Origin of the sequence: Streptomyces pseudovenezuelae, from assembly GCF_001513955.1 — a bacterium.
GTDB lineage: Bacteria > Actinomycetota > Actinomycetes > Streptomycetales > Streptomycetaceae > Streptomyces > Streptomyces pseudovenezuelae.
On the sequence record NZ_KQ948147.1, the window covers coordinates 132687 to 154487 of the forward strand.

17 protein-coding genes, 1 pseudogene and 1 riboswitch are annotated in these 21801 nt (G+C 70.5%); of the genes and pseudogenes, 12 read left to right on the forward strand and 6 right to left on the reverse strand.

The features are described 5' to 3' along the window. Positions 1–384 precede the first annotated feature (384 nt). The 4 genes and pseudogenes from AQI94_RS17050 to AQI94_RS42820 all read right to left on the reverse strand — a co-directional run. Positions 385–858 (reverse strand): C40 family peptidase, encoded by a 474-nt coding sequence (locus AQI94_RS17050; protein ID WP_031039799.1) that lies wholly within the window; start codon positions 856–858, stop codon positions 385–387. A gap of 3 nt (positions 859–861) precedes the next feature. Further along, a riboswitch (cyclic di-AMP (ydaO/yuaA leader) is annotated at positions 862–1058 on the reverse strand. Between the two features lie 352 nt (positions 1059–1410). Then, positions 1411–1716: a hypothetical protein gene (locus AQI94_RS17055; RefSeq protein WP_031039801.1), complete on the reverse strand. Its 306-nt coding sequence runs from the start codon at positions 1714–1716 to the stop codon at positions 1411–1413. Positions 1717–1723: 7 nt separating this feature from the next. Then, positions 1724–2359 carry an ATP-dependent Clp protease proteolytic subunit gene (locus AQI94_RS17060; RefSeq protein ID WP_031039803.1) on the reverse strand — a complete coding sequence of 212 codons (636 nt, stop codon included), beginning with the start codon at positions 2357–2359 and terminating at the stop codon, positions 1724–1726. Positions 2360–2629: 270 nt separating this feature from the next. Further along, positions 2630–2915: pseudogene (locus tag AQI94_RS42820) on the reverse strand (transposase); the annotation flags it as partial. Positions 2916–3585: 670 nt separating this feature from the next. Between AQI94_RS42820 and argJ the strand changes: the two are divergent. From argJ to AQI94_RS17105, 9 genes are all read left to right on the forward strand, one after another. Continuing rightward, complete coding sequence (gene argJ / locus AQI94_RS17065) at positions 3586–4740, forward strand: bifunctional glutamate N-acetyltransferase/amino-acid acetyltransferase ArgJ (protein WP_031039805.1); 1155 nt, start codon at positions 3586–3588, stop codon at positions 4738–4740. 344 nt (positions 4741–5084) lie between these two features. Continuing rightward, entirely contained in the window at positions 5085–6704 is a 1620-nt protein-coding gene (locus AQI94_RS17070) for a helix-turn-helix transcriptional regulator (RefSeq protein ID WP_031039807.1), read from the forward strand. Between the two features lie 544 nt (positions 6705–7248). Continuing rightward, entirely contained in the window at positions 7249–8970 is a 1722-nt protein-coding gene (locus AQI94_RS17075; RefSeq protein ID WP_031039809.1) for a thiamine pyrophosphate-binding protein, read from the forward strand. Further along, the gene (locus AQI94_RS17080) at positions 8967–10502 is read left to right on the forward strand and encodes an asparagine synthase-related protein (RefSeq protein WP_031039811.1); all 1536 of its coding nucleotides are present in this window, start codon (positions 8967–8969) and stop codon (positions 10500–10502) included. Before AQI94_RS17075 ends, AQI94_RS17080 begins: the two co-directional genes overlap by 4 nt. Further along, the gene (speB, locus tag AQI94_RS17085; RefSeq protein WP_199814298.1) at positions 10499–11506 is read left to right on the forward strand and encodes an agmatinase; all 1008 of its coding nucleotides are present in this window, start codon (positions 10499–10501) and stop codon (positions 11504–11506) included. The genes AQI94_RS17080 and speB overlap by 4 nt, the downstream gene beginning before the upstream one ends. Further along, positions 11506–12495 (forward strand): clavaminate synthase Cs1, encoded by a 990-nt coding sequence (gene cs1 / locus AQI94_RS17090; protein ID WP_031039815.1) that lies wholly within the window; start codon positions 11506–11508, stop codon positions 12493–12495. The genes speB and cs1 overlap by 1 nt, the downstream gene beginning before the upstream one ends. A gap of 142 nt (positions 12496–12637) precedes the next feature. Further along, complete coding sequence (locus tag AQI94_RS17095) at positions 12638–13759, forward strand: GNAT family N-acetyltransferase (protein WP_051831946.1); 1122 nt, start codon at positions 12638–12640, stop codon at positions 13757–13759. Beyond that, positions 13756–15027, forward strand: a complete 1272-nt coding sequence (locus tag AQI94_RS17100; RefSeq protein ID WP_078902638.1) for an ATP-grasp domain-containing protein — start codon at positions 13756–13758, stop codon at positions 15025–15027. The genes AQI94_RS17095 and AQI94_RS17100 overlap by 4 nt, the downstream gene beginning before the upstream one ends. Then, positions 15021–16292 (forward strand): MFS transporter, encoded by a 1272-nt coding sequence (locus tag AQI94_RS17105; RefSeq protein ID WP_051831948.1) that lies wholly within the window; start codon positions 15021–15023, stop codon positions 16290–16292. Before AQI94_RS17100 ends, AQI94_RS17105 begins: the two co-directional genes overlap by 7 nt. Before the next feature lie 58 nt (positions 16293–16350). Here the strand turns inward: AQI94_RS17105 and AQI94_RS17110 are convergent, their stop codons facing one another. Then, positions 16351–17301 carry an EamA family transporter gene (locus AQI94_RS17110; RefSeq protein WP_051831949.1) on the reverse strand — a complete coding sequence of 317 codons (951 nt, stop codon included), beginning with the start codon at positions 17299–17301 and terminating at the stop codon, positions 16351–16353. Next, a complete protein-coding gene (locus AQI94_RS17115) occupies positions 17298–18053 on the reverse strand; it encodes a methyltransferase (RefSeq protein WP_078902639.1) in 756 nt (251 codons plus the stop codon). Before AQI94_RS17115 ends, AQI94_RS17110 begins: the two co-directional genes overlap by 4 nt. 438 nt (positions 18054–18491) lie before the next feature. Between AQI94_RS17115 and AQI94_RS17120 the strand changes: the two genes are divergently transcribed. From AQI94_RS17120 to AQI94_RS17130, 3 genes are read left to right on the forward strand one after another with little or no spacing between them, the layout of a single operon-like run. Next, positions 18492–19988 carry a class I adenylate-forming enzyme family protein gene (locus tag AQI94_RS17120; protein ID WP_158806181.1) on the forward strand — a complete coding sequence of 499 codons (1497 nt, stop codon included), beginning with the start codon at positions 18492–18494 and terminating at the stop codon, positions 19986–19988. Continuing rightward, a complete protein-coding gene (locus tag AQI94_RS17125) occupies positions 19985–21154 on the forward strand; it encodes an acyl-CoA dehydrogenase family protein (protein WP_051831951.1) in 1170 nt (389 codons plus the stop codon). The genes AQI94_RS17120 and AQI94_RS17125 overlap by 4 nt, the downstream gene beginning before the upstream one ends. Before the next feature lies 1 nt (position 21155). Then, positions 21156–21797: an FMN-binding negative transcriptional regulator gene (locus AQI94_RS17130; RefSeq protein WP_031039835.1), complete on the forward strand. Its 642-nt coding sequence runs from the start codon at positions 21156–21158 to the stop codon at positions 21795–21797. Positions 21798–21801 lie beyond the last annotated feature (4 nt).

The following is a 21801-nucleotide window of genomic DNA, read 5'->3' on the forward strand; positions in this document are numbered from 1 at the left end:
ACAGTGCGGGAGTCCCAGGGGCAGTGCGGGCGCGGTGACGGCTCCGGGGCGATGCGCCGGGTGCGCAGGCGTCGGGCTCTGCGGTGCTCGGAGAGCCGCGCTCGCCGGAAGCAGCCCCAAGGGCCCGGACACACCGTCAGGACCGTCAGGATCGCCTCGCCCGCGGTCACTCCAGCGGCGCGGGGCCGAGCGGTGCTGGGCGGCGGGTGCGGTCGGCGCGCACCGGCGGGGTCTCGTTGCGGGCGGTGCAAGGGCGGTGCAGGGCCGGTGCACGGGCGATGGTCGGCCATGGGGGCACGGGGGACCGCCTGAGCCCGTGTCACGCGTCCGGGGAGACCCGAGGGGGCGGCGGGAGGTCAGGTCGCCGCCGCCCCCTCGGGGGCGTCACTTGACCCGGCCGTACCAGACGCTCTTCGTCCAGATCCTCTGCAGCCTGACCACGTCCCCGGTCTTGGGGGCGTGCCAGATCTTTCCCTTCCCGGCGTAGATACCGACGTGGTAGACGTTCGAACCCGAGTGGAAGAACACCAGGTCGCCGGCCTTGCGGCTGCCAGCGCCGATGTGGCGGGTCTTGTTGTACTGCTGGGCCGCCGTGCGCGGGAGCTTCTTGCCCGCCTTCTTGAACGAGTACAGCGTGAGCCCTGAGCAGTCGAAGCGGCGGGGCCCGGTGGCGCCGTACTTGTACGGCAAGCCCTTCTTCGATGCCGCTACCTTGAGCGCCTTCGTCGCCGGCGTCGCGGCGGCGGCGTCGGCTGCGACACCCGGGACCACGACGGAGCCGCCCACGGCGGCGATGGCGAAGGCCGAGGCCGTACCGGCCCGGACCATCAGCGACGGGACACGATTGAGCGCAGTCATGCGCAACCCTTCGTCAGCCGCCTGTGAAGGATGACCTGTCGGATTCGGGCTGGCGAAGTTGCCCGGCCGCTGACGCGGCTTCACCCCAAGGGCTGCTCGATGCGGTCATGGCGTGACCGTTCCGGCGACCCGTCGTTGCTTGGGTCCTCCACTCCTGCCGATCCACTCCTGTCGACCGGTCATCCGGGCGGCGGCAGGACTCGGCGTCCGCCCGGATCGCCCCGCCGCTGCGGCGGGGGCTTGTCGTCAGACAGGGATCTTGGCGCACGGATGTCCCAAAAACCCAATGGAACCGGGGGTTTGTGTTGTTACTCACCACTCACCCGTTCGGGTGGACACCTGACCTAACAAAGCGGCGTCGAGGGGTCCACGTGCCGCGCGACCAGCACAGAAACTCCTCATTCCCTCCCTGAACCACGCGCGTTGCGCAACCTCGGCGGTCCCGAAAATGGAGCCGCATCTCCTGCAAATGGCGGTACGTCTTTTGGTCCGTTTCAACCGCGCTCCGGACGCCCCGTCAGACCGTGGGCGTCCGGAAGCGGTGCCGATGCGTCAATTGCCGGACTCGGGCGGCACGGTGACCCTGGCCGTACGCCGCTCGCCGTCCAGGACCCGCAGGGCCCGCGCCAGTGTCGTGGCGTGCAGTTCCCGCTCGCCCCGGCCGTGCATCAGCACCAGCGCGTCGCGCAGCTCGGCCGCCCGGCTCACCAGCGCCTGGGCCGCGCGCAGTCCGCCGTAGGTGTCCTCGCGCCGGGCCGGGTTGATACGGCCCAGCAGGTCGACCACGTCGAGATAACGGTCGATCAGCTCGCCCTCGGCGCGCGTGAGCGCGGGCAGCGGGGGAAGGTCCGGCACCATCGAGGGCTCACCTCGCGTCCGGTGCGGTGCGGGAGGACTTGCGGCTCGGGACGATCGCGTCCGCGAGGCCGTAGTCCAGGGCGCCCTGGGCGTCCAGGATCTTGTCCCGCTCGATGTCCGCGCTCACCTGCTCGGTGCTGCGCCCGGTGTGCCGGACGAGCAACTCCTCCAGGCGGGCCCGCACCCGGAGCAGCTCGTCGGCCTGGATGGCCAGGTCACTGGCCTGCCCCTGCACCGGCTCGCTCAGCGCGGGCTGGTGGATCACCACCCGTGCGCCCGGCAGTACGGACCGCTTGCCCGGGGTGCCCGCCGCCAGCAGCACCGCCGCGGAGGAGCCGGCCTGGCCGAGGCAGGTCGTCTCCACGTCGCAGCTGACGTACCGCATCGTGTCGTAGATCGCCGACATCGCGCTGAACGAGCCGCCGGGGGAGTTGATGTACAGCGCGATGTCCCGGTCCGGGTCCTGGTACTCGAGGTACATGAACTGCGCCATCAGATCGTTCGCCGAGATGTCGTCGATCTGCGTCCCGAGGAAGACGATCCGCTCCTCCAGCAGCTTCGAGTACGGATCCATCGACTTCTGCCCGAAGCTCGTGCGCTCATGGAACTCGGGCAGGACGTAACGGGCGGTCGGTCGGGCCATGGGTGCCCCTCCTTTGACGTCTGTAAGAAATGTACAGGATGTACGTGACGTTGGGGCAGGGGGTTCCTCGATGTCGCCGGCCGGCCCTGATCTGCGAGATTGTCGCGGCTCGCCGCGGTATGAGCGTCCGTCAATGGGTGCGGGAGGCGTGCGGCGGCTTGTGTCCGCTTCATGACCGTCTTCACCGACACTTGCCGCCAGGCCGGCGTCCGCCGGTCCGTGAGCATGATCGGCTCCAGCGCTGACAACGCGCTTGCCGAGTCCTTCCATCAACAGGCCCGCCTCCCGCGGCCGGTCCAGGATCAGGTCCAGCACGCGCCGCAGCGCCCGGTCGCCACCAGGCGGTCCCGGAAGTCGCTCAGCACGGAACAGTCGAACCCGGGACCGGTCAACTCCAGCCCCAGGAGAACTTCCAGTCGATGCGCCCGCGCAGGGCAGTGGTCGCCTGGCGGTCCGACAGGCGGCCCTCCACGAACTGCAGCACCGACGCGAGCGCCAACTGGTGGGGCGGCCGGGCAGGTTGGCAACGCTGCGGAAACAGATCCATGAAGTCCTGGACGCAGCGACACCTCGATCACCTCACACTCGTGCCGCCACGCCGTTGCGGCCATCATCCCGCCGCCGCAAGGTCACTTGGCGACCACAGCCGAATGCGCCAACGGTGTCCTCCGGCGGGATGGTGCCGCTCGTAGGGACGGCAGAAGGAGGTCCCGTCGCTTTCGGTGGGCCTCACCTTTGCGGCGGGGGTGACTTCACGCTCGTCGGCCATGGCCAAGCCGTGCATCGTTCCCCTTGTTGTCTGTGGGGAGGCGACAGGCTCGCGGTGCGAAGTCGCGGGCGTCCCTGCGTCAGGGGCTGCGGGCGCGCTGGGGCTGAGGTGTCCGCGATGGGCGTGCCCTCGGGGGTGCGGGTTCAAGCGGCTCGCCATCGCCGGGCTTGCGCACGTCGTAGGGCTTTTTGGAAGGCCGGAAGAGTGAGCGGGCTGGGGGATGGGGAGGTGAAGGGGGGTCGGGCAGCTGCAAGTCTATGCGTTCGCGGGCGTTGTTGATCAATGTCCTCTACGGAAAGATTGTAAGAATCCCCTCTTGAAATCGGGCATATATGTACACTCCGACCATGATTACTGTCGCTCTGACTGCATGATGTGTACGGTGGTTGGAATCTTCATGCAGCGCGCCCCGGGTCGTTGGTGACTGGGGCTCTCGTCACTCGGGAGGGATGCCGATATGGGGCCTGAGGCACCGCAGGGCTTTCGTAGTCTGGCCATGAACATGGGGCTCAAGGACGTGGACGACGACTTCGCCGTTGTCGTCTCCGAGGTGCCCGCACGGTCGGCTGCCGTTTTCACGCGATCGCGTTTCGCGGGCCCGAGCGTGGTTCTCAGTCGCAAGGACGCACCCCTGCAGCGCAGCCGGGGCATGGTCGTGCTCTCCCGGAACGCCAATGTGGCGACGGGCAGTGCCGGAGCCGCGCACGCCGACGAGGTGCGCACCAGGGTTGCCGCGGCCGTGGGGATCGCTCCCGAAGAGCTGGTCATCGGCTCCACCGGCGTGATCGGTCAGCCCTATCCCATGGAGAGCATCCGCGCGGGACTGTCCACCCTGACGTGGCCGTTCCCCGATGCGGACTACGCCGCCGCCGCCAAGGCGATCATGACGACCGACACCCGACCGAAGTGCAAGACGGTCTCCTGCGGCGATGCGGTACTCACCGGGATCGCCAAGGGCGTCGGCATGATCGAGCCCAACATGGCCACCCTGCTCACGTTCTTCTTCACCGATGCGGACATTCCGGCCGGCGAACTCGACGCCCTGTTCCGGCGGGTGATGGACAAGACGTTCAACGCCCTGAGCATCGACACGGACACCTCGACCAGCGACACCGCGGCCATCTTCGCCAATGGTCTGGCCGGCCCGGTGGATCTGGCCGAGTTCGAGCAGGCGTTGCACGAGTGCGCCCTCCACCTCGTCCGCGACATCGCCTCGGACGGTGAAGGTGCGTCCAAGCTCATCGAGGTCCAGGTCACCGGAGCTCGCGATGACGCCCAGGCCAAGCGCGTCGCCAAGAGCGTGGTCAACTCGCCCTTGGTCAAGGCGGCTGTGCACGGCGCGGACCCGAACTGGGGCCGGGTCGCGATGGCGATCGGCAAGCTCGATGACGAGTCCGACATCGAGCCGGCACGGGTGCGCATCCAGTTCGGTGATCTGGCCATGTACCCGGAGGAGCCGAGTAGCGGCCTCCTGGCGGAAGCCGCCCGCTATCTGAGCGCGGCCGAGGTGGTCATCCGGTGTGATCTCGGCATCGCCGACGGGGCGTTCACCGTCTACGGCTGTGACCTCACCGAGGGCTACGTGAAGATCAATTCCGAGTACACGAGCTGAGCGCGGCGCACAGGCCGTGAGAACTACCGACCTCCGAACGGAGGCGGTGTGGCCCGCGGTTGCGGGTTGACGCATCTGATGGCCGGACCGCTGGTCGTCCGCGGGTGGATCCCGGCGGCAGCGGCAACCGGTACGAGTTCAGGGGGAAGCTTTATGAAGAACCAAGGTCAAGAGCAAGGGTGTTGTCGCCTGCCGTGGGGCAGGGCTGCCATCGCACGGTATGCGAAGCGCGACAGCATAGTGCTCCCTCGCACGGGTCGGACTGCTGCTCCAGTCTCCCGGGCGGGGGACAGGGGCTGTGCGGCCGCACCGGCCCGCGATGCCGGCCGGACGGCAGTTCGGGCATGACGATCAGCGGGGACGAGGAGGGAGTGGCGGACTCGGCGGAAAGCCTGCGGCTGCGAGCCGAGGACCTCTTCAGGGCAGGCCGTGCGGACGAGGCGCAGGTGCTGTTGATCAGGGCTCTCGCCGAGGCTGACAAAGAAGCCGGAACTTCCAGGGCGGCACTCCTGGAGCGCATGGGACGCTATCTCGATGCCGCCAGCACCAGTTGGACCCACGACTACTTCGAGCAGGCGCTGGCCGAACTGCACGAGGACGAGCCGTTCCACAGCAGGATCAAGGTGTTGTGCTCGGCGGGCTTCGCCTATGTGCAGCGGGGGCGCCCGGATGACGGAATGCGTCTGCTCAACGAAGCGATCACCCTGACCCAGGGTGCCGGCGACGTGGAGCTGGAAACCACCGTCTACACGATCGCGGCCGAGACCCTGATGGCGCTCGGCAGTTTGGGCGAGTCGCTCGACTGCACCCGTCGGGCCCGCCGTGCGGGCATGGATTCCGGGCATCACCCCCTGGTGATCCGCTCCTACTTCAACGAGGCGCGGGCCACGTACCTGCGTACCGGTAGCGTCAGTGACGCGATGCGCATCCGCAGAGCCGGTCTCAAGTGTGCCGCTGGGCTCGGGCAGTTGGACACCGAGGAAGGCAACACCCTTCGCCTGGCACTGATCGAGGACCTCATCGAGGCGGCCAACTGGCCCGAGGCCGCCGAACTGCTCGGGCCGGAGATGAACAGCGGTCACGGCTCGCTCAACGAGGTCGAGGAGACGCTCGTACGCTGCTGGTTCTCGACGTGGCGGGGCCAACGACCCGTGAAGGTGCCGCCGTTCACCGAACTCGTCGAGTCCAGCAGTCCGCTGCACCAGGCCTATCTGCTGAGCCTCGCCTTAGCTGGGGCGGCCCGGCTGAAGGACTACCGGAGCGTGGAGGAGCTGACCGGACGGGCGCTGGGTCACGCCGAGGGCTTCCTCGCCCCACCCAGCAGCGGTCTCTACATCATCGACGCGCTGGCCTCGGCGATCGAGGCGCAGAGCGGCCGACGCCACACCGTCATGCATCCCGAGTGCGCTCCGCGGCGGCTGCTCGACGTGGTGGAGCGCGTCTACGAGGAGACCCGTCGTCATGTTTCCGCCCGCTACGAGCTCACCGACGGGGTGGTGTCCCAGGCGCGCGCTCTGGTGGCCGCGCCCGAGGAGGCGGCGCCGCACTGGGACCACGCGATCCTCGTCTTCAGGCGCACCCATGCGTGCGCGCGCCTCGTCCCGGCCCTGCTGGGGCGGGCCGCGCTGTGCGAGCCCGGTGATCCGCACGCCGAGATGCTGCTGGTGGAGGCAGAGCGCATCGCCGAGTGGATGCAGGCCGGGCCGTATCTCGAACGGATCGCCCAACTGCGGGGCACGGCGGAGCGGTCCGAGCCCTCAGCAGCGGTGCTGACGGGGCGACAGCTCGAAGTGGTGGCGCTGCTGGCGGACGGCCAGACCGACCGGGAGATCGCCGTGAGGCTCGGGCTCAGCGTGCGCACGGTGAACGCACATGTCGTGCAGATCCTCACGCGGCTCGGCGTCCGCAACCGAGCCGAGACCGCGGCCTGGTACTACCGGTCCGGCCCGACGCGGCAAGCCTGACCGCCGCGCAACCGATCGCGCCGGAAGGCGGCCTGACGGTGAGCGTTTCTTCACGGAGTCCGGCACGGATGACGCCGGGCGCCGGAAATCGGCGTGCTGCGCGCGGGAATTGAGAAGGGGCCGCAGGGGGCGCGCTATTCGTAGCTCGCCCCCGCTGGTCAGTGGCCGATGATGTTACACCCCTCGCCGAGACAGTAGCACCTTGCCGCATTCCGATACGTGGGATGGGGATAGGTAGAACTACCGATGTGCTTATGACCGTCGGCCGGATAGAACTTGGTGTGTTGCCGTCGACGACGTGCAACACGCCGCTTTTCGTGGAATCGGTGCGAATGGTGAAATCCACGCCACACGAATGGCTATCGCGCCCGGGGTCTCACGGGCACTCCGGGGGCGATCATGTTCGCCCGATATGGCGCGAGGGCGGCACATTTCTCACTGATTCTCCTGGCGTCACCTGTGCTGCAGGCATGCGCCGAGAGGGCGATTCAGTGTGCCCGAACCAGCGTTGCCACGGATTTCCTGAATAAGAACCTGGAGTGTCATGTCCCGCATTTCCACCGCCCCCGGTGACCAGCCGACCGCCGCGCACGCCCTGCTGAAGAGGCTGAGTGAGCACGGGGTGGAGAAGGTGTTCGGGGTCGTCGGCCGTGAGGCCGCGTCGATCCTGTTCGACGAGCAGGACGGGGTGGAGTTCGTGCTGACCCGGCACGAGTTCACAGCGGGTGTCGCGGCCGACGTACTGGCCCGCATCACAGGCCGCCCGCAGGCCTGCTGGGCCACCCTGGGCCCGGGCATGACCAACCTGTCCACCGGCATGGCCACCTCGATGCTGGACCGGTCCCCGGTCATCGCGCTGGCCGCGCAGTCCGAGTCGCACGACATCTTCCCCAACGACACCCACCAGTGCCTCGACCTGGTGGCGATCGCCAAGCCGATGTCGAAGTACGCGGCCGAGCTGGAGCGCCCCGCGGAGATCACCGACTTGGTCGACTCCGCCGTGGCCGCCTCGATGACCGAACCCGTCGGGCCGTCGTTCATCTCGCTCCCCGTCGACCTGCTCGGTTCCTCCGACGGTGTCGACCTGGCCCAGGACCACGGGCCCGCCCGCACCCCGCACAAGCCCATCGGCGCGGTCCAGCCGGGCTGGGAGCAGGACGCCGACCGTGCCGCCGAGCTGCTGGCCGGCGCCGAGCACCCGGTGTTCGTGGTCGGCGCGGCCGCGATCCGCTCCGGTGCGGTCGACGCGATCCGCGTGCTGGCGGAGCGACTTGGCATCCCGGTCATCACGACATACATCGCCAAGGGCGTCCTGCCGCACGACCACGCCCTCAACTACGGTGCGGTCACCGGCTACATGGACGGCATCCTCGGCTTCCCCGCCCTGGAGACCCTGTTCGGCCCCGCCGACGTCATCCTGACCCTGGGCTACGACTATGCCGAGGACCTGCGCCCCTCGATGTGGGAGCGCGGCCAGGACAAGCAGACCGTGCGCGTCTCCCCGACGGCCAACCCCGTACCGCGCGTCTACCGGCCCACGGTCGACGTGGTGACCGACGTGCTGGCCTTCGTCGAGCATCTCGACGCCGCCACCACCGACCTGCCGGCCAAGGTCCGCCACGACATCACGCCGCTGCGCGAGCGCATCGCCGAGTTCCTCGCCGACCCCGAGGAGTACGCGGACGGCATGCGCGTACACCAGGTCATGGACTCCATGAACGCGGTGATGGCCGAGACCGCCGGGCCCGGCGCCGGCACCATCGTCTCCGACATCGGCTTCTTCCGGCACTACGGAGTCCTGTTCGCCCGCGCCGACCAGCCCTACGGCTTCCTGACCTCGGCCGGGTGCTCCAGCTTCGGCTACGGCATCCCGGCCGCCATCGGTGCCCAGCTGGCCCGCCCCGGCGAGCCGACCTTCCTCATCGCGGGCGACGGTGGCTTCCACTCCAACAGCGCGGACCTGGAGACCATCGCGCGCCTGGGCCTGCCGATCGTCACGGTGGTCGTCAACAACGACACCAACGGTCTGATCGAGCTCTACCAGAACATGGGACACCAGCGCAGCCACGACCCGGCCATCAAGTTCACCGGAGTCGACTTCGTCGCCCTGGCCGAGGCCAACGGCGTGGAGGCCACCAAGGCCACCAACCGCGCGGAACTGCTCGGCGCGCTGCGCAAGGGCGCCGAACTGGGACGCCCCTACCTGATCGAGGTGTCCATCAACTACGACTTCACCACGGGCGGTTTCGGCGCCCTGAAGATCTGATGGCCCCCCTCGGCACCCTCCCGCCCGCCCTCGGGTTCCTGGCCTGCGCGCACACGGGCGCCGGCGCGGCACCCCCGGGCCCTGTCGCCACCCGGGCGCTGCACGCCGAGGCCGGCGGGGCGCTGTCCGCCCAGATCCTCTCGGCCACCGTGCTGCACGGTCCCGGCACCGACCCGGGACGCGCCTGGACCCGGGCCGGCGATACCGTCGTCGTGGTCGCGGGGGAGTTCTACAACCAGGACGAGCTGCGCTCCGTCCTGCCCGGCAGCCCGGCGTGCGACAGCGACGCCGAACTACTCGCGGCGCTCTTCGACCGCTACGACCTGCATGCCTTCCGGCTGGTCAACGGACGATTCGCGGCCGTGGTGGCGAGCGGTGCCCGGCTGTGCGCGGCCACCGATCACGCGGGCTCCGTCCCGCTGTATCTGCGGCCCGCTCCCGGGGACATCCGCATCGCGACGGAGGCCAAGGCGCTGGCGGCACAGGGCTCGCCCCGGGGCCCCGCACTGCCCGGGACGCGCCGGGTTCCAGGACTGCCCGGCGTGCACCAGGTGCCGGCCGGGACGGTCCTGGAACTGGCGGTGGACTCCGCCGACGGCAGCCTCCATCGCACCTGGGAACCTCCCAGCGCGCGCCGGATCCTTTCCGAGGACGCGGCATGCCGGGCGGTCCGCGGCGCTCTGGAACGTGCCGTCGAGCGCCGGCTGGCCGTCGGGACCAAACCGTTGGTGGTGCTGTCCGGGGGCATCGACTCCTCCGCGGTCGCCGCCCTCGCCGCCGCCCACGGCCCGCTCGACACCCTGTCCATGGGGACCGACCTCTCGGACGAGTTCCCGCAGGCCGAGGTGGTGGCCCGGCACCTGGCCACGGACCACAGCGAACTCGTCATCCCCATGGACGCGTTGCTGCGCCGGCTGCCGTACACGGTGTGGGCGGCGGAGACCCTGGACGCCGACATCGTCGAGTACCTGCTGCCGCTGGTCGGCCTGTACCGCGGACTCCCGGACACGCCACGGCGCGTCCTCACCGGCTACGGGGCCGACATCCCCCTCGCCGGCATGCACCGCGAGGACCGGTTGCCGCAGCTGGACACCGCCGTCGCCCACGACATGGCCACCTTCGACGGACTCAACGAGATGTCGCCGGTGCTCGCCGCCGTGCACGGTCACTGGACCAGCCACCCCTACTGGGACCGCGACGTCCTGGATCTGCTGGTCGGCCTGGAGGCCGGGCTGAAACGCCGCCACGGACGCGACAAGTGGGTGCTCAGAGCCGCCATGACGGACCTGCTTCCAGAGGAGACCGTCACCCGCCCCAAGCTAGGTGTGCACGAGGGCTCCGGGGTCTCGGTCGCCTTCACCCGGCTGCTGTCCGACAACGGCGTGCCCGACCGGGACATCGCCACGGCGAAGACCCTCGTGGTCCGCGAACTCTTCGACCGGACCGTGGCCGAGGGCGGCCACCCCGACCAGGTGAGCGGTGAGAGCGCGATCCACGCCGCGCTGCGCCGGCTGCGCCAAGGAGCGGCATGACCGAGCCCACCCCGCGCATCGACCCGCACGTCGCCCAGCGCATCGATTCGCACCTCTCCCCGCGCTACGCGCAGATCCCCACGTTCATGCGGCTGCCGCTCGACCCGGAGCCGCGCGGCAAGGACGTCGCCGTCATCGGAGCGCCGTACGACGGGGGCACCAGCTACCGGCCGGGAGCCCGCTTCGGGCCCCGCGCGATCAGAGCCGAATCGGGTCTCATCCACGGAATCGGCATCGACCGGGGGCCGGGTACCTTCGACCTCATCGACTGCGTCGACGCGGGCGACATCGACCTCACGCCGTTCAACATGCACATCGCCATGGAGACCGCGGCCCTGCACCTCACGCGGCTGCTCGAGCACAACGGCGCATTCCTCATGCTCGGCGGCGACCACTCGCTCACCCTGGCGGCCCTGCGTGCCGTCGCCGGCAAGCAGGGACCGGTGGCGGTGCTGCACCTGGATGCACACTCCGACACCAACCCGGCCTTCTACGGCGGCGAATACCACCACGGCACCCCCTTCCGGCACGGCATCGAGGAGAAACTCATCGACGCCGGGGCGATGGTGCAGATCGGCATCCGCGGCCACAACCCGCGGCCCGACTCGCTCGACTACGCACGCGGCCACGGCGTCCGCGTGGTGACCGTCGACGAGTTCGCCGACACCGGCGTTCGCGGTGTCGCCGAGCTCGTGCGCGAGCACGTGGGACGGCGCCCCGTGTACGTCTCGGTGGACGTCGACGTCCTCGACCCCGCCTTCGCCCCGGGCACCGGAACGCCCGCGCCCGGCGGCCTGACCTCGCGGGAACTGCTCGGGCTCCTGCGCTGCGTCGGAGACCTCAACCCGGTCGGCTTCGACGTGATGGAGGTCGCGCCGGCCTACGACCACGCGGGCATCACGGCCGTGGTCGCCACGGAGATCGGCGCGGAACTCCTCCACCAGTACGCGCGAGCCCATGCCCCCGCTCCCACGACGAACGAGAACGCCCGGGAGACACCCTGATGAACGAACCGAACGCGCCTGTGCTCGACTGCGGCGCCCACCAGGACGCGCTGCGGGAACTCGCCGCGGAACTCCCGCGGACACCCCGCGCGGACCTGCACGCCTTCTTCACCGCGGCCGAACGGCTCACCGACCGACTACCCGCTGAACTCGCCGCCGCAGTAGGCGAGTTCGGTGAACGGGGTCACCGGCGCGGCTACCTGCTGCTGCGCGGCCTGCCGGTCGAGGACGACGCCGACCTGCCCGCCACGCCGACCTCCTCGCCTGCGCCCGAGGACCGTCCGCTGCTCGCCATGGAAGCGATGCTCGCGCTGGTCGGCCGCGCCCTTGGACTGCACACCGGCTATGCGGAGCTGCGCGCCGGCACCGTCTACCACGACGTGTACCCGGCGCCCGGCGCCCACGACCTGTCCTCGGAGTCCTCCGAGACCCTGCTGGACTTCCACACGGAGATGGCGTACCACGCCCTGCAGCCCCACTATGTGCTGCTCGCCTGCTCCCGCGCCGACCACGAGCGCCGGGCCGCCACGCTGGTGGCCTCCGTGCGCAACGCGCTGCCGCTGCTCAGCGACGAGGTGAAGGCCGGGTTGTACGACGTCAAGATGCCGTGCCGCGTCGACCTGGCGTTTCGGGGCGGCGCCGAGGACCCCGGAGCCATCGCGCACGTCACCCCGCTGTACGGCGACGAGGGCGATCCGTTGCTCGGTTACGACCGTGAGCTGCTCGCGCCGGTCGAGCCCGCGCATCACGAGGCCCTCGCCGCCCTGTCCAAGGCACTGGACGAGGTGACCGAGGCCGTGTATCTGGAGCCGGGCGACCTGCTGGTCGTGGACAACTTCCGCGCCACGCACGCACGGACGCCCTTCACCCCGCGCTGGGACGGCAGGGATCGCTGGCTGCACCGGAACTACGTCCGCACCGAACGGTACGGACAACTGGCCGGCGGCGAACGGGCCGGAGACGTGGTGGCGTTCGCCCCACGCCGCTAGCCACCACGCCGCTAGCCACCGCGCCGGAAGCGAACGCACCGGATCCCCCGGCGCCGCTCCGTTTTCCCAGCCCTGCTCCGCGGGGGCCCGACCCCCCCTTTTCCCCCCGCCCGAAGGCGGGGCCGTTCACGAAAGTAGGCCGATGAGTACCGAGCGGTCCACCCTGCACACCTACGCGCATGCGGCGGACATCCCCGAGGACGCGTGGACGGGGCTCCTGCGGCCACAGGACCTCTACCTCGACGAGCGCTGGCTGCGCGTCGCCGAACGGACCGCCGGCTGTCCGATGCGCTACGCGCTGCTCCACCGCGGCGGGACAGTGGTCGCCGGGCTCGCCACCGCCCTCGCCGACAAGACGGCGTCCTGGGTGCTGGCCCGCCCCGACACCCTGCTGGAGTTCAGCGCGCAGGACGGGCGCCCCGGAGCCGGGGACATTCTCCGGGAACTGCCCGGCAGCCCTGCCGACACGATGCTGCCCACGCTGGTGTGCGGCGGGCGGCACATGGGGCGCAGCCGGGTCGCCGCCCGGGGCGGGGTGACGCACACGGAGGTGGCAGCCCTGGTCGGCTGGGCGGAAGAGCTGGCCGCCGAGCAGGGCGCCGCGTCGGTGGCGTACCCCTTCGTCGAGGAGAGCGACACCGTGCTGCGGCAGGTGCTGAGCGAACGCGGCTACCTGTCCCACGAGTCGGGGCGCTACAGCACCCTGGCCGTGCCTCCGGGCGGCTTCGACGACTACCTGCGCCGGATGACCGCGCACCGCCGCAATCGCGTCCTCAGCGAGCGCCGCCGCATCGGCGAGGCCGGCGTCCGCATGCGGATCGAGCCGCTGCGCGCCGAACTCTTCCCCCGCCTGGGCGAGTTGGAGCACCAGCTCATGCGGAAGTACGGCGTTGCCTGGTCACCCGAGCAGACCGCAGAGGTGCTCGGTGAGATGCTCGTCGAGTTCGGTGAGGGCATACGGGTGGTCCAGGCCGAGGCGGACGGGGAGCTGCGCGGCTTCGCGACGATCCTGCAGTTCCGCGGTCACTGGTACGCGCGGCAGAGCGGCTTCGACTACGCCTACCAGGACCAGCTCGGCAAGCTCCCGCTCTACTTCGAGACGGTCTACTACTTCCCGGTCGAGGAAGCGGCACGGCTGGGCGTCTCCACCATCCACTACGGGCTGGGCAGCGAGAGCGCCAAGCTGTCCCGCGGCTGCACGGCCGAGCCCCAGCACTCCTATCTGCTGCCCGTCGGCCCGCTGGGCAAGACCTTTCGAGGATGACCATGCCAGACGCTCCCGCATTCGCCTTCGTCGAGACCGGCAGGGGGGCCGTGGGTCTGCAACCTCTGCTGCGAGCCGCCGAGCTGGGCCTGCGTCCCCTGCTCGTCACCGCCGACGTCGGCCGCTACACCACCTCGGACGAGGCCCGCACGCTCATCGACCGCACCGTGCACGCGACGGTGCCCGCCGACACCGCCGACAGCACCTCGGTGACCGAGGCGCTGCGCCCGTATGCCGAACGCGGCGGACTCGCCGGTGTGATGGCGATCATCGACTATCACGTCCCCGTCGTCGCCGAGACGGCGCGGGCGCTGGGCCTGCCCGGCCTGTCTCCCGCGGCGGCGCACATCGCCCGCAACAAGCTGCGCACCCGCCGGACCTGCGCCGAACACGGCCTGACCACACCGGAGTTCAGGCATGCTCGTTCGGCCGGCGAGGCAGTGCGGGCCGCGGAGCCGATCGGCTTCCCCTGCGTCGTCAAGCCGCTCACCGAGTCCGCCAGCATCGGCGTACGGCTGTGCCGCACGGCCGAGGAGGTGGCGGAGCACTACGCCGCTCTCACCGCGGATCCCCGCGATGCACGCGGCGGCGTCAAGCCGGACGGCGTACTCGTGGAGGAGTACCTCATCGGCTACGAGGTGAGCGTCGAGGTCCTCGTCACGGCCGAGGGCCCGCAGCTCATCGGCGTGACCGACAAGTCCCTCGACGCGCACCCGTACTTCGCGGAGATCGGGGAGACCTTCCCCACCCAACTCCCCGACACGGTCAGGGACGAGGCCGCCCAGGCCGCGCTGGACGCCCTCAAGGCCATCGGCCACGACTTCGGCGCCGCACACGTCGAGATCAAGATGACTGCCGACGGGCCGCGGCTGGTCGAGATCAACGCCCGCCTGGGTGGCGCGCAGATCGGGCGGATCATCCACGAGGCCTCCGGAATCGACGTGGTGCGGGAGGCGATACGGCTGCATGCGGGCGGGCGGCCCGACCTGACCGTGCGCCGCCGCGCCGCCGCGGCCTCCCGCTATCTGACGGCCCCGGCCGACGGCGTACTGCGCGGCTTCGCGGGCCGGGAGCTGCTGGAGCGGCTGCCGGGCGTGTGCGCCGTGGACCTGTACGCCGCCGCAGGCAGCGTGGTGCGCCGGGTGCGGAACAACGCCGAGGTGCTCGGGCACCTCGTCGTGCGCGCCGACACCCCGGCCGAGGCGGCCCGCTGGGCCGACACCGCCGCCCTCATGCTGCGGGCACAGGTCGAACCGACGCCATGCTGACATCACTGCGCGCGGCCCTGCCGAAGGGCCGTTCGGTGGCCTGGTTCGCGGGGGCCACGTTCGCCAACTCCCTGGGCATGGGCATCTACTACCCGTTCTCGCTGCTCTTCTTCCAGTCGGTCCTCGGCACCTCACTCACCCGCATCGGCCTCGCCCTCACCCTGGCCGCGCTGCTCGCCCTGCCGCTGCTGCCCTGCGTGGGGCGGCTGATCGACCGGTTCGGGCCGCGTCGTGTGCTGTTGGTCAGCACGGCGGTCCGAGCGGCCGCCTTCGCGGGTTACCTGTGGGTGGACTCCTTCGCGCCGTTCTCCGTGTTGAGCGTGCTGGTCGCGCTGAGCATGCGGGCCGAGCAGAGTGCCACTCCCGTCCTCGCCACCCTGCTCGCGGGCGATGAACCCCCGGGACGCTGGTTGGCCCTGTCACGCGCCCTGTTCAACGCGGGGTTCGGGCTCGGCGCGCTGGTCGCCGGGCTGAGCGCGTCGGCATCGCCGGAGATCCTGCACCGGGTAGGTCTGGCCAACGCCCTGTGCATCGGGTTCGCCTGCCTGCTCTATCTTCGGCTGCCGCGCTCCGGGGTGCCCGCTGCGCAGGGCCGGACGGTGCTGGGCAAGGCCCGGCCATGGCGCAGCCACCCGTTCTGCCTGGTCGTCGTGGCCGGCGCCGGGCTGTGGGTCGTCGCGGTGAGCGTGGAGACGGCGCTGCCCGTGCATCTGCTGCGCGATGTGAGCGCCCCGCCGTGGACGGCCAGTGTGCTGTTCACGCTCAACACGGTGCTCCTGGCCGTCCTCCAGGTTCCCGTGGCCCACCGCACGGAGCGGGTACGGCCGCGGATGCTGGTCGCGGTGGGCGCCGTGCTGCACATCACTCTGCTCGCCGCACTGGCCGTCGCGGACCAGCTGGCCTCCGGTGCCCTCACCGCAGTCCTGATCACGGCGATGGCGCTGTACTCGCTGGGTGAACTTCTGACGTCACAGGCCTTGCTGACGCTGTTGACGGCCCTCGCGCCCGAGGGACAGCGGGGGGCCTATCTGGCGTTCAACCAGATGTTCATCGGCCTTGCCAACGCGCTGACGCCCTTGCTGGTCACCTCCGTCCTGGACCGCGCCCCCGGGATGCTGTGGTGGGTGCTGGCCGCCTGCGCCCTGCTGGTTGCCGGCCTGATGGCGGGGACGCTGCGGACGGGGACGCGGGGGCGAAGCGGGCAGGGCGGCGAAGAGGCCGGGCCCGGAGCGGTCGGCAGTGACTCGGACGCCGCCGCGGCCTGAACCCCTGGCGCCGCGGCGGAGGCCGCGGGCGCTGGGCCGCGCGGTGAGCCCCGTGCGGCTACGGCGCCGAACCGGCCCGGGAGACCTGCGCGGTCGGCGCTGTGTGCACCGGGGCGGGCGCTTGCACCTGGCGGGCACCTCGGCGGCAGGCCGCGATTCCCGCCACGCAGACCAGGGCCACCCCGAACAGCTGCTGGGGACCGGGTATCTGGGCCAGGGCGACCGCTCCGACACCGGTTCCGATGGCGGGTTCCAGGCTCATCAGGGTTCCGAAAGCCGCCGTGGTGAGCCGGCGCAGGGCCAGGGTCTCCAGGATGTGCGGAATGATCGGCAGCAGCACCGCGGCCGCGGCCGAGATCAGCAGGGCCCGGGGGCTCCACCAGCTGCCCTCGGCACCCCAGCCGACGGCCAGGCCGGTGAACAGGGCGGCACCGGTGGTGGACAGGGCGATGCCCTGCTGCCCCGTGAAGCGGTCGGCGACCTTCTGCGTCAAGACGATGTATCCGCCCAGCCCGATCGCCGCTCCCAGCGCGAAACCGATGCCGACCCAGTTGGGATCGGCGGCCCAGGGCCGTGTCAGCAGGAGGACACCGGCCAGTGCGACGACCGGCCACAGCAGGTCGAGGGGACGCCGGGAGCCGAACAGGGCGACGGTCAGCGGCCCGAGGAACTCCACCGCGCTGACCGTGCCGAGCGGCAGTGAGTCGATGGCCTGGAAGGAACACAGGGTCATGGCGGCGCTGGTGGCGCCGAGCGCGGCGGCGGCCCCCAGGTCCCGCGCGGGCAGGGAGCGGATCCGGGGCCGGGTCCACAGCAGCAGGAGCAGTGCGCCGAAGCTCAGCCGCAGCCACGCCGTCCCCGCGGGCGGCACCTGGTCGAAGAGCAGGACCGCGATGGCGGCGCCGGTCTGGACGCTGATCATCGCGCAGAGCGTCGCCGCGGCCGCGGGCAGCACGGATGAGGTGTCCGGCCCGCCGACCGGCGCCCTGCCCGACACGCGGTCCGTCACTGATCCGCGGCCGTCGCCCGCACCAGGAAGGCGGTCTCGGCATAGAGGAACTCGCCCGTCCGGGCGGACTCCTGGAGGGAGGCGACCCAGCGGTCGATGTCCGCGGCGGAGAGGGGCCCGGTGCCGTTCTCGGCACGTGTGCGCAGGGCGCCGGATATCTGATCGATGCGGTGCCGGGCGAACCCGGTCAGTTCGGTCGCCGTCGTCACATGGGTGTCCATGCCGACCACCGTCAGCGGGCTGTGCCGCACGAGGGATGCCACCTTCCGGCCCATCCACGCGTCGCTGAAATCCATCCACTCCTCCGGGAATTCGGCCCAGCCGTGGCAGACGGCGCGGGTGAGTTCCCGGTCCGCGCCATGGATGATCAGCGCGTCGTAGTCGGTGTGCGAGAACACCGCGGTGCCGCCCGGTCGCAGCAGCCGCGCGGCCTCACTGATCAGGGCTGCGGGGGTCTCCAGGAACTCCAGGACGTCATGGCAGACGACCGCGTCCAGCTCGCCGGGCTTGTGCCCGGTCGGCTTGTTCAGGTCGTGCACCGTCAGGTCGGCGGTTTGCCCGAGCAGTTCTCGTGCGGCGGCCACGGCCTGCGGGTCGGCGTCGCAGCCCAGCAGCCGGGCAGTGGGCTCACGTTCGGCGATGGCCTGCAGAGTCCCGCCCGTGCCACAGCCCAGGTCCAGAACGCATTGTCCGGGCCGCGGCGCAAGACTCGAAGCCAGCGCTCGATGAATTGAGTGGCCAGGCAAAGGCATACCGAAGGACTCCGCTCATCAGGTTCGGAAAGGAGGACCAGCTCCGTTCTACCGGCCGACTTCCTGTTGCGCATCGGTAGTTCTACCTAGGCATGCGAGTATCTCGACATGTGGAACAATCTTGCGTGACCATGGGTGTTGTGATTCGGTCACAACGCTGGTCGGACCGCGAACGGGACTCGCACGGCGGGCACTTATCCAGAGTTCTTCCACTATTCAGCCGCGTGACAATTCACAAGGCCGGCGCATGCGCAATCTCTTGATTGTCGCCGGTAAACAGATCTGGTAAATAACCGTCTCTGAATTGATGGCGGGTTCGGTCGGCTCCGGCAGAATCCTGTCGCTGCGTGCCTTGTCGCACGCCCTAATTGCCAAACGGTTCTTCAGGAGCTGACCGCTGTCCATCGGGGGATGCGGCGGAGGGAGGGGGGAATGGTCATGGACAGCCTTGCGGAAGGCCGGTACGCAGCCGCGGAGCAGGTGCGCGCACCCATGGTCCACGGTGTGATGTACGCCGGATTCCAGGCCGTCGCACGGGAATGGCCCGACGCGACGGCGGTGATCGGGCCCGACGGCACTGCGGCGACCTACGCGAAACTGCTGGAGGCGGTCGAGGACGCGGCCGGGAAGCTCACCGCGGAACTCGCCCCCGGTGAGGTGCTGGGTCTCGCGGTCGCCGACCCGTTCGCCTTCGTCGCCGTCTATCTGGCCGCCGCCAAGCTGAACGTGGTGACGGTGCTGCTCGACAGCAAGCTCTCCGCCGAGGAACTGGCGTACAGCACCGGCAAGTTCGACCTGACCAAGCTGGCCCTGGACGGCACCGGCCCCGGCCTGTTCGCACTCGCTCCCGCAGGTTCGGATGCAGTGCGCCCCGAGAGCGACTACGCGGACGACGACTTCGTGGTGCACTGCACCTCCGGCTCGACCGGCCGGCCCAAGGGCATAGTGATGAGCCAGGCGGCCATCGAGGCGAGAGTCCGGCTGTGGGCCGGCGAAATGGAACTGACCCCGGCCGACCGGGTGTTGTGCGCCCTGCCGCTGTGGCACTGCCACGGCATCGACGTGCTGACCCTGCCGGCTCTGCTGACCGGCGCCACGGTCGTGTTCGCGGACGGCAGCAGGCTGACCGGCCGAGGCCTGGGCCGGTGCGTCGAGAGCCACGAGGTCACCGTGATGAGCGGACTGCCCGTCATGTACCAGATGCTCACCGAGGCGCGCGGGATACCGGCCTCGGCGCTGCGCTCGCTGCGGCTCGCCATCTCCGGCAGCGCCCCGTTGGCCCCGTACACCCAGAAGAGCTTCAAGCAGCGGTACGGGCTGCCGCTACGGCAGGTGTACGGCCTGTCGGAGATCGCCGTCATCTGCTTCGACCGGCAGTACGTGGGCAACGGCTCCATCGGCAAGCCCGTCACCGGGGTGGAGTACTTGCTCGACCCGGTGCCCACTGAGGACGCGGCCGAGACCGTGTACGAACTCTCCGTACGGGGTCCCGCCCTCGCCCGGGGCTACTACCGCGATGCCGACGCCACCGCGGAGATGTTCGACGAGGGCTGGCTGCGCACCCGCGACCTGATCCGGGCCGATCCGGACGGCTGGTACGTGCTCGGCCGCCACTCGGCCTTCATCAACGTGGCCGGGAACAAGGTCGGCCCGCTCGAAGTCGAGGCCGCCCTGCGCGAATGCCCCGGCGTGCGGGAGAGCGCCGTGGTCGGCGTTCCCGACGCCCGGACCACCGAGCACATCGCCGCAGTGCTGGTCACCGACGAGCGCTTCGACCTGGACGCGGTGCGGCGACGCCTCGGCGAGCGACTGCGCTCCTACCAGCTGCCCCAACGCTACCTGCGCGCCCCCGCGCTGCCGCGGACGCCGCTCGGCAAGACCGACTACGCCGCGGTACGGCGGCTCGTCGACAGCGAAGAGAGGGATGCCAAGTGACCGCCGACGCAACGCGGATGACCGCGCCCGACAGTGCGCGGCACGGGGTGCTGGAAGACCTGCCCGCACGGCTGGACGCGATGGCGGACGGACTGCACGCCGCGCTGGCAGCCAAGCCGGCGGTGGAGTACGAGCAGGACGCGAGCCCCGTGTTCGCACTGCTCAAGCAGGCCCGCGCCACCACGATGCTGATCCCGTCGGCCTGCGGGGGACAGGGCGCGAAGGCCGTGGACGCGGTGCGCTTCCAGGCCGCGCTCGGTGTGCTCGCGCCCTCCGCGGCCATCGCGACGACCATGCACCACTACAAGATCGCTGCCCTCGGTCAGGTGGCCGCCGCCGGGGACGAGCGGGCCGGTGCCATCCTCACCGAACTCGCCGGCGACGCCCAGATCATCGCCTCGGGCGGTGCGGAGTCGATGCCCGGCCGGGATCTGCGCAGCCTGGGCAGCCAGGCCGTGCGAGGCGCCGGCGGATACCGCGTCACCGGTCTGAAGCGGCCGTGCTCCCTGTCCACCAGCATGGACATGATGTCGCTGATGGTCGAACTCCGGGCCCCCGACGGCACACCCGAGGGCTACGCGCAGGCCTTTGTCGACGCCCGCGCCGAGGGAGTGGCACGCGAGCCGTTCTGGCACAGCCCCGTCTTCCGGGCGGCAGAGAGCCACGCCGTACAGCTCACCGACGTCCGGGTGCCGCGGGAGCGGGTGTTTCCGCTGATCGGTGAGGTCGGCCGCCGTTTCGCCACCGACTGCTACACCTGGTTCCAGCTGCTGATCAGCGCCTCGTACCTGGGCGTCGCCGGCTGCCTGGCCGAAGCCACACCGGGCGAACGACGGGCCGGCTCTCGCGCCTGGACCGAAGCCGGCGCCGGGATCCGCCGCCTTGAGGCCGAACTGCTCGACGCGGCCCGCGCCGTCGACGAGGGCGCCCCGGCGGCCAAGCAGCTCAACCTCGCGATGCGGGCGCGCGACCGGATCGAGGACGACCTGGCCGGACTCGGCAACCTCCTGCTGCGCGCGGCCGGCGGCGGAATGTTCGCCCGCACCTGCTTCTTCACCATGCTCGCCGGCGCACTCAACGCGATCGCCTTCCACCCGCCGCAACGCGGTGCCCGCGAGGGCATCGGCCTGGAACTGCTGACCCCGGATGTGAAAGGCCGCGACTGAAATGTACACCCGAGACCATTTCAGCCTTCCGCTGCCGGCCATGTGCGACTTCGTCAAGGCCAAGTCCTTCGGCGTGCTGGCCACTTACCACGCGGGCGAGGTGCACACCTCCCCGCTGCCCGTCGACCTGCGCGCCACCGACGACGGTGAACTGTTCGTCGCCGGACACGTCGCCCGGGCCAACGACATGGCCGCGGCCTTCGAGGCCGGCGCGCCCGCCACCATCACCGTCCTGGGACCGGACACCTACGTCCCCGCCGAGTGGTTCGGCACCCGCAGCCGCATTCCCACCTGGCTGTACTGCGCCGTGGAGATCAGCGGCCGGTTCGAGCTCAGCGACGGGGCGCGGACCCGCGCCGACGTGGAACTGCTGATCAACCGGCTCCAAGCGCGTGCCGTCGAGGGCTCGACCTGGACGCTGGACGAGATCCCCGCCAACCTCAGCGAGGGATACCTGAAGAACATCGTCGGCTTCCGGCTGCGTGATCTGCGGCTCAAGTCCTGCTTCCGCCTCAACCAGCGCAAGGACGGCATGGACAGCCTGGCCCGGGCACTGCGGGCCGACAGCGACGGCACCGTCCGGTCGCTGGCCCAGCTGGTCCTCCAGCCGCCCACCGCCGACGGCGGGTGTCCGGTCTCATGACGGC

Coding starts and splice junctions, on each gene's coding strand:
- AQI94_RS17130 (WP_031039835.1), top strand. CDS start 21,156: ATGTACACCCGAGACCATTTCAGCCTTCCGCTGCCGGCCATGTGCGAC.
- AQI94_RS17095 (WP_051831946.1), top strand. CDS start 12,638: ATGAGTACCGAGCGGTCCACCCTGCACACCTACGCGCATGCGGCGGAC.
- AQI94_RS17105 (WP_051831948.1), top strand. CDS start 15,021: ATGCTGACATCACTGCGCGCGGCCCTGCCGAAGGGCCGTTCGGTGGCC.
- AQI94_RS17120 (WP_158806181.1), top strand. CDS start 18,492: ATGGACAGCCTTGCGGAAGGCCGGTACGCAGCCGCGGAGCAGGTGCGC.
- AQI94_RS17060 (WP_031039803.1), bottom strand. CDS start 2,359: ATGGCCCGACCGACCGCCCGTTACGTCCTGCCCGAGTTCCATGAGCGC.
- AQI94_RS17075 (WP_031039809.1), top strand. CDS start 7,249: ATGTCCCGCATTTCCACCGCCCCCGGTGACCAGCCGACCGCCGCGCAC.
- AQI94_RS17100 (WP_078902638.1), top strand. CDS start 13,756: ATGACCATGCCAGACGCTCCCGCATTCGCCTTCGTCGAGACCGGCAGG.
- speB (WP_199814298.1), top strand. CDS start 10,499: ATGACCGAGCCCACCCCGCGCATCGACCCGCACGTCGCCCAGCGCATC.
- AQI94_RS17115 (WP_078902639.1), bottom strand. CDS start 18,053: ATGCCTTTGCCTGGCCACTCAATTCATCGAGCGCTGGCTTCGAGTCTT.
- AQI94_RS17050 (WP_031039799.1), bottom strand. CDS start 858: ATGACTGCGCTCAATCGTGTCCCGTCGCTGATGGTCCGGGCCGGTACG.
- cs1 (WP_031039815.1), top strand. CDS start 11,506: ATGAACGAACCGAACGCGCCTGTGCTCGACTGCGGCGCCCACCAGGAC.
- AQI94_RS17055 (WP_031039801.1), bottom strand. CDS start 1,716: ATGGTGCCGGACCTTCCCCCGCTGCCCGCGCTCACGCGCGCCGAGGGC.
- AQI94_RS17070 (WP_031039807.1), top strand. CDS start 5,085: ATGACGATCAGCGGGGACGAGGAGGGAGTGGCGGACTCGGCGGAAAGC.
- argJ (WP_031039805.1), top strand. CDS start 3,586: ATGGGGCCTGAGGCACCGCAGGGCTTTCGTAGTCTGGCCATGAACATG.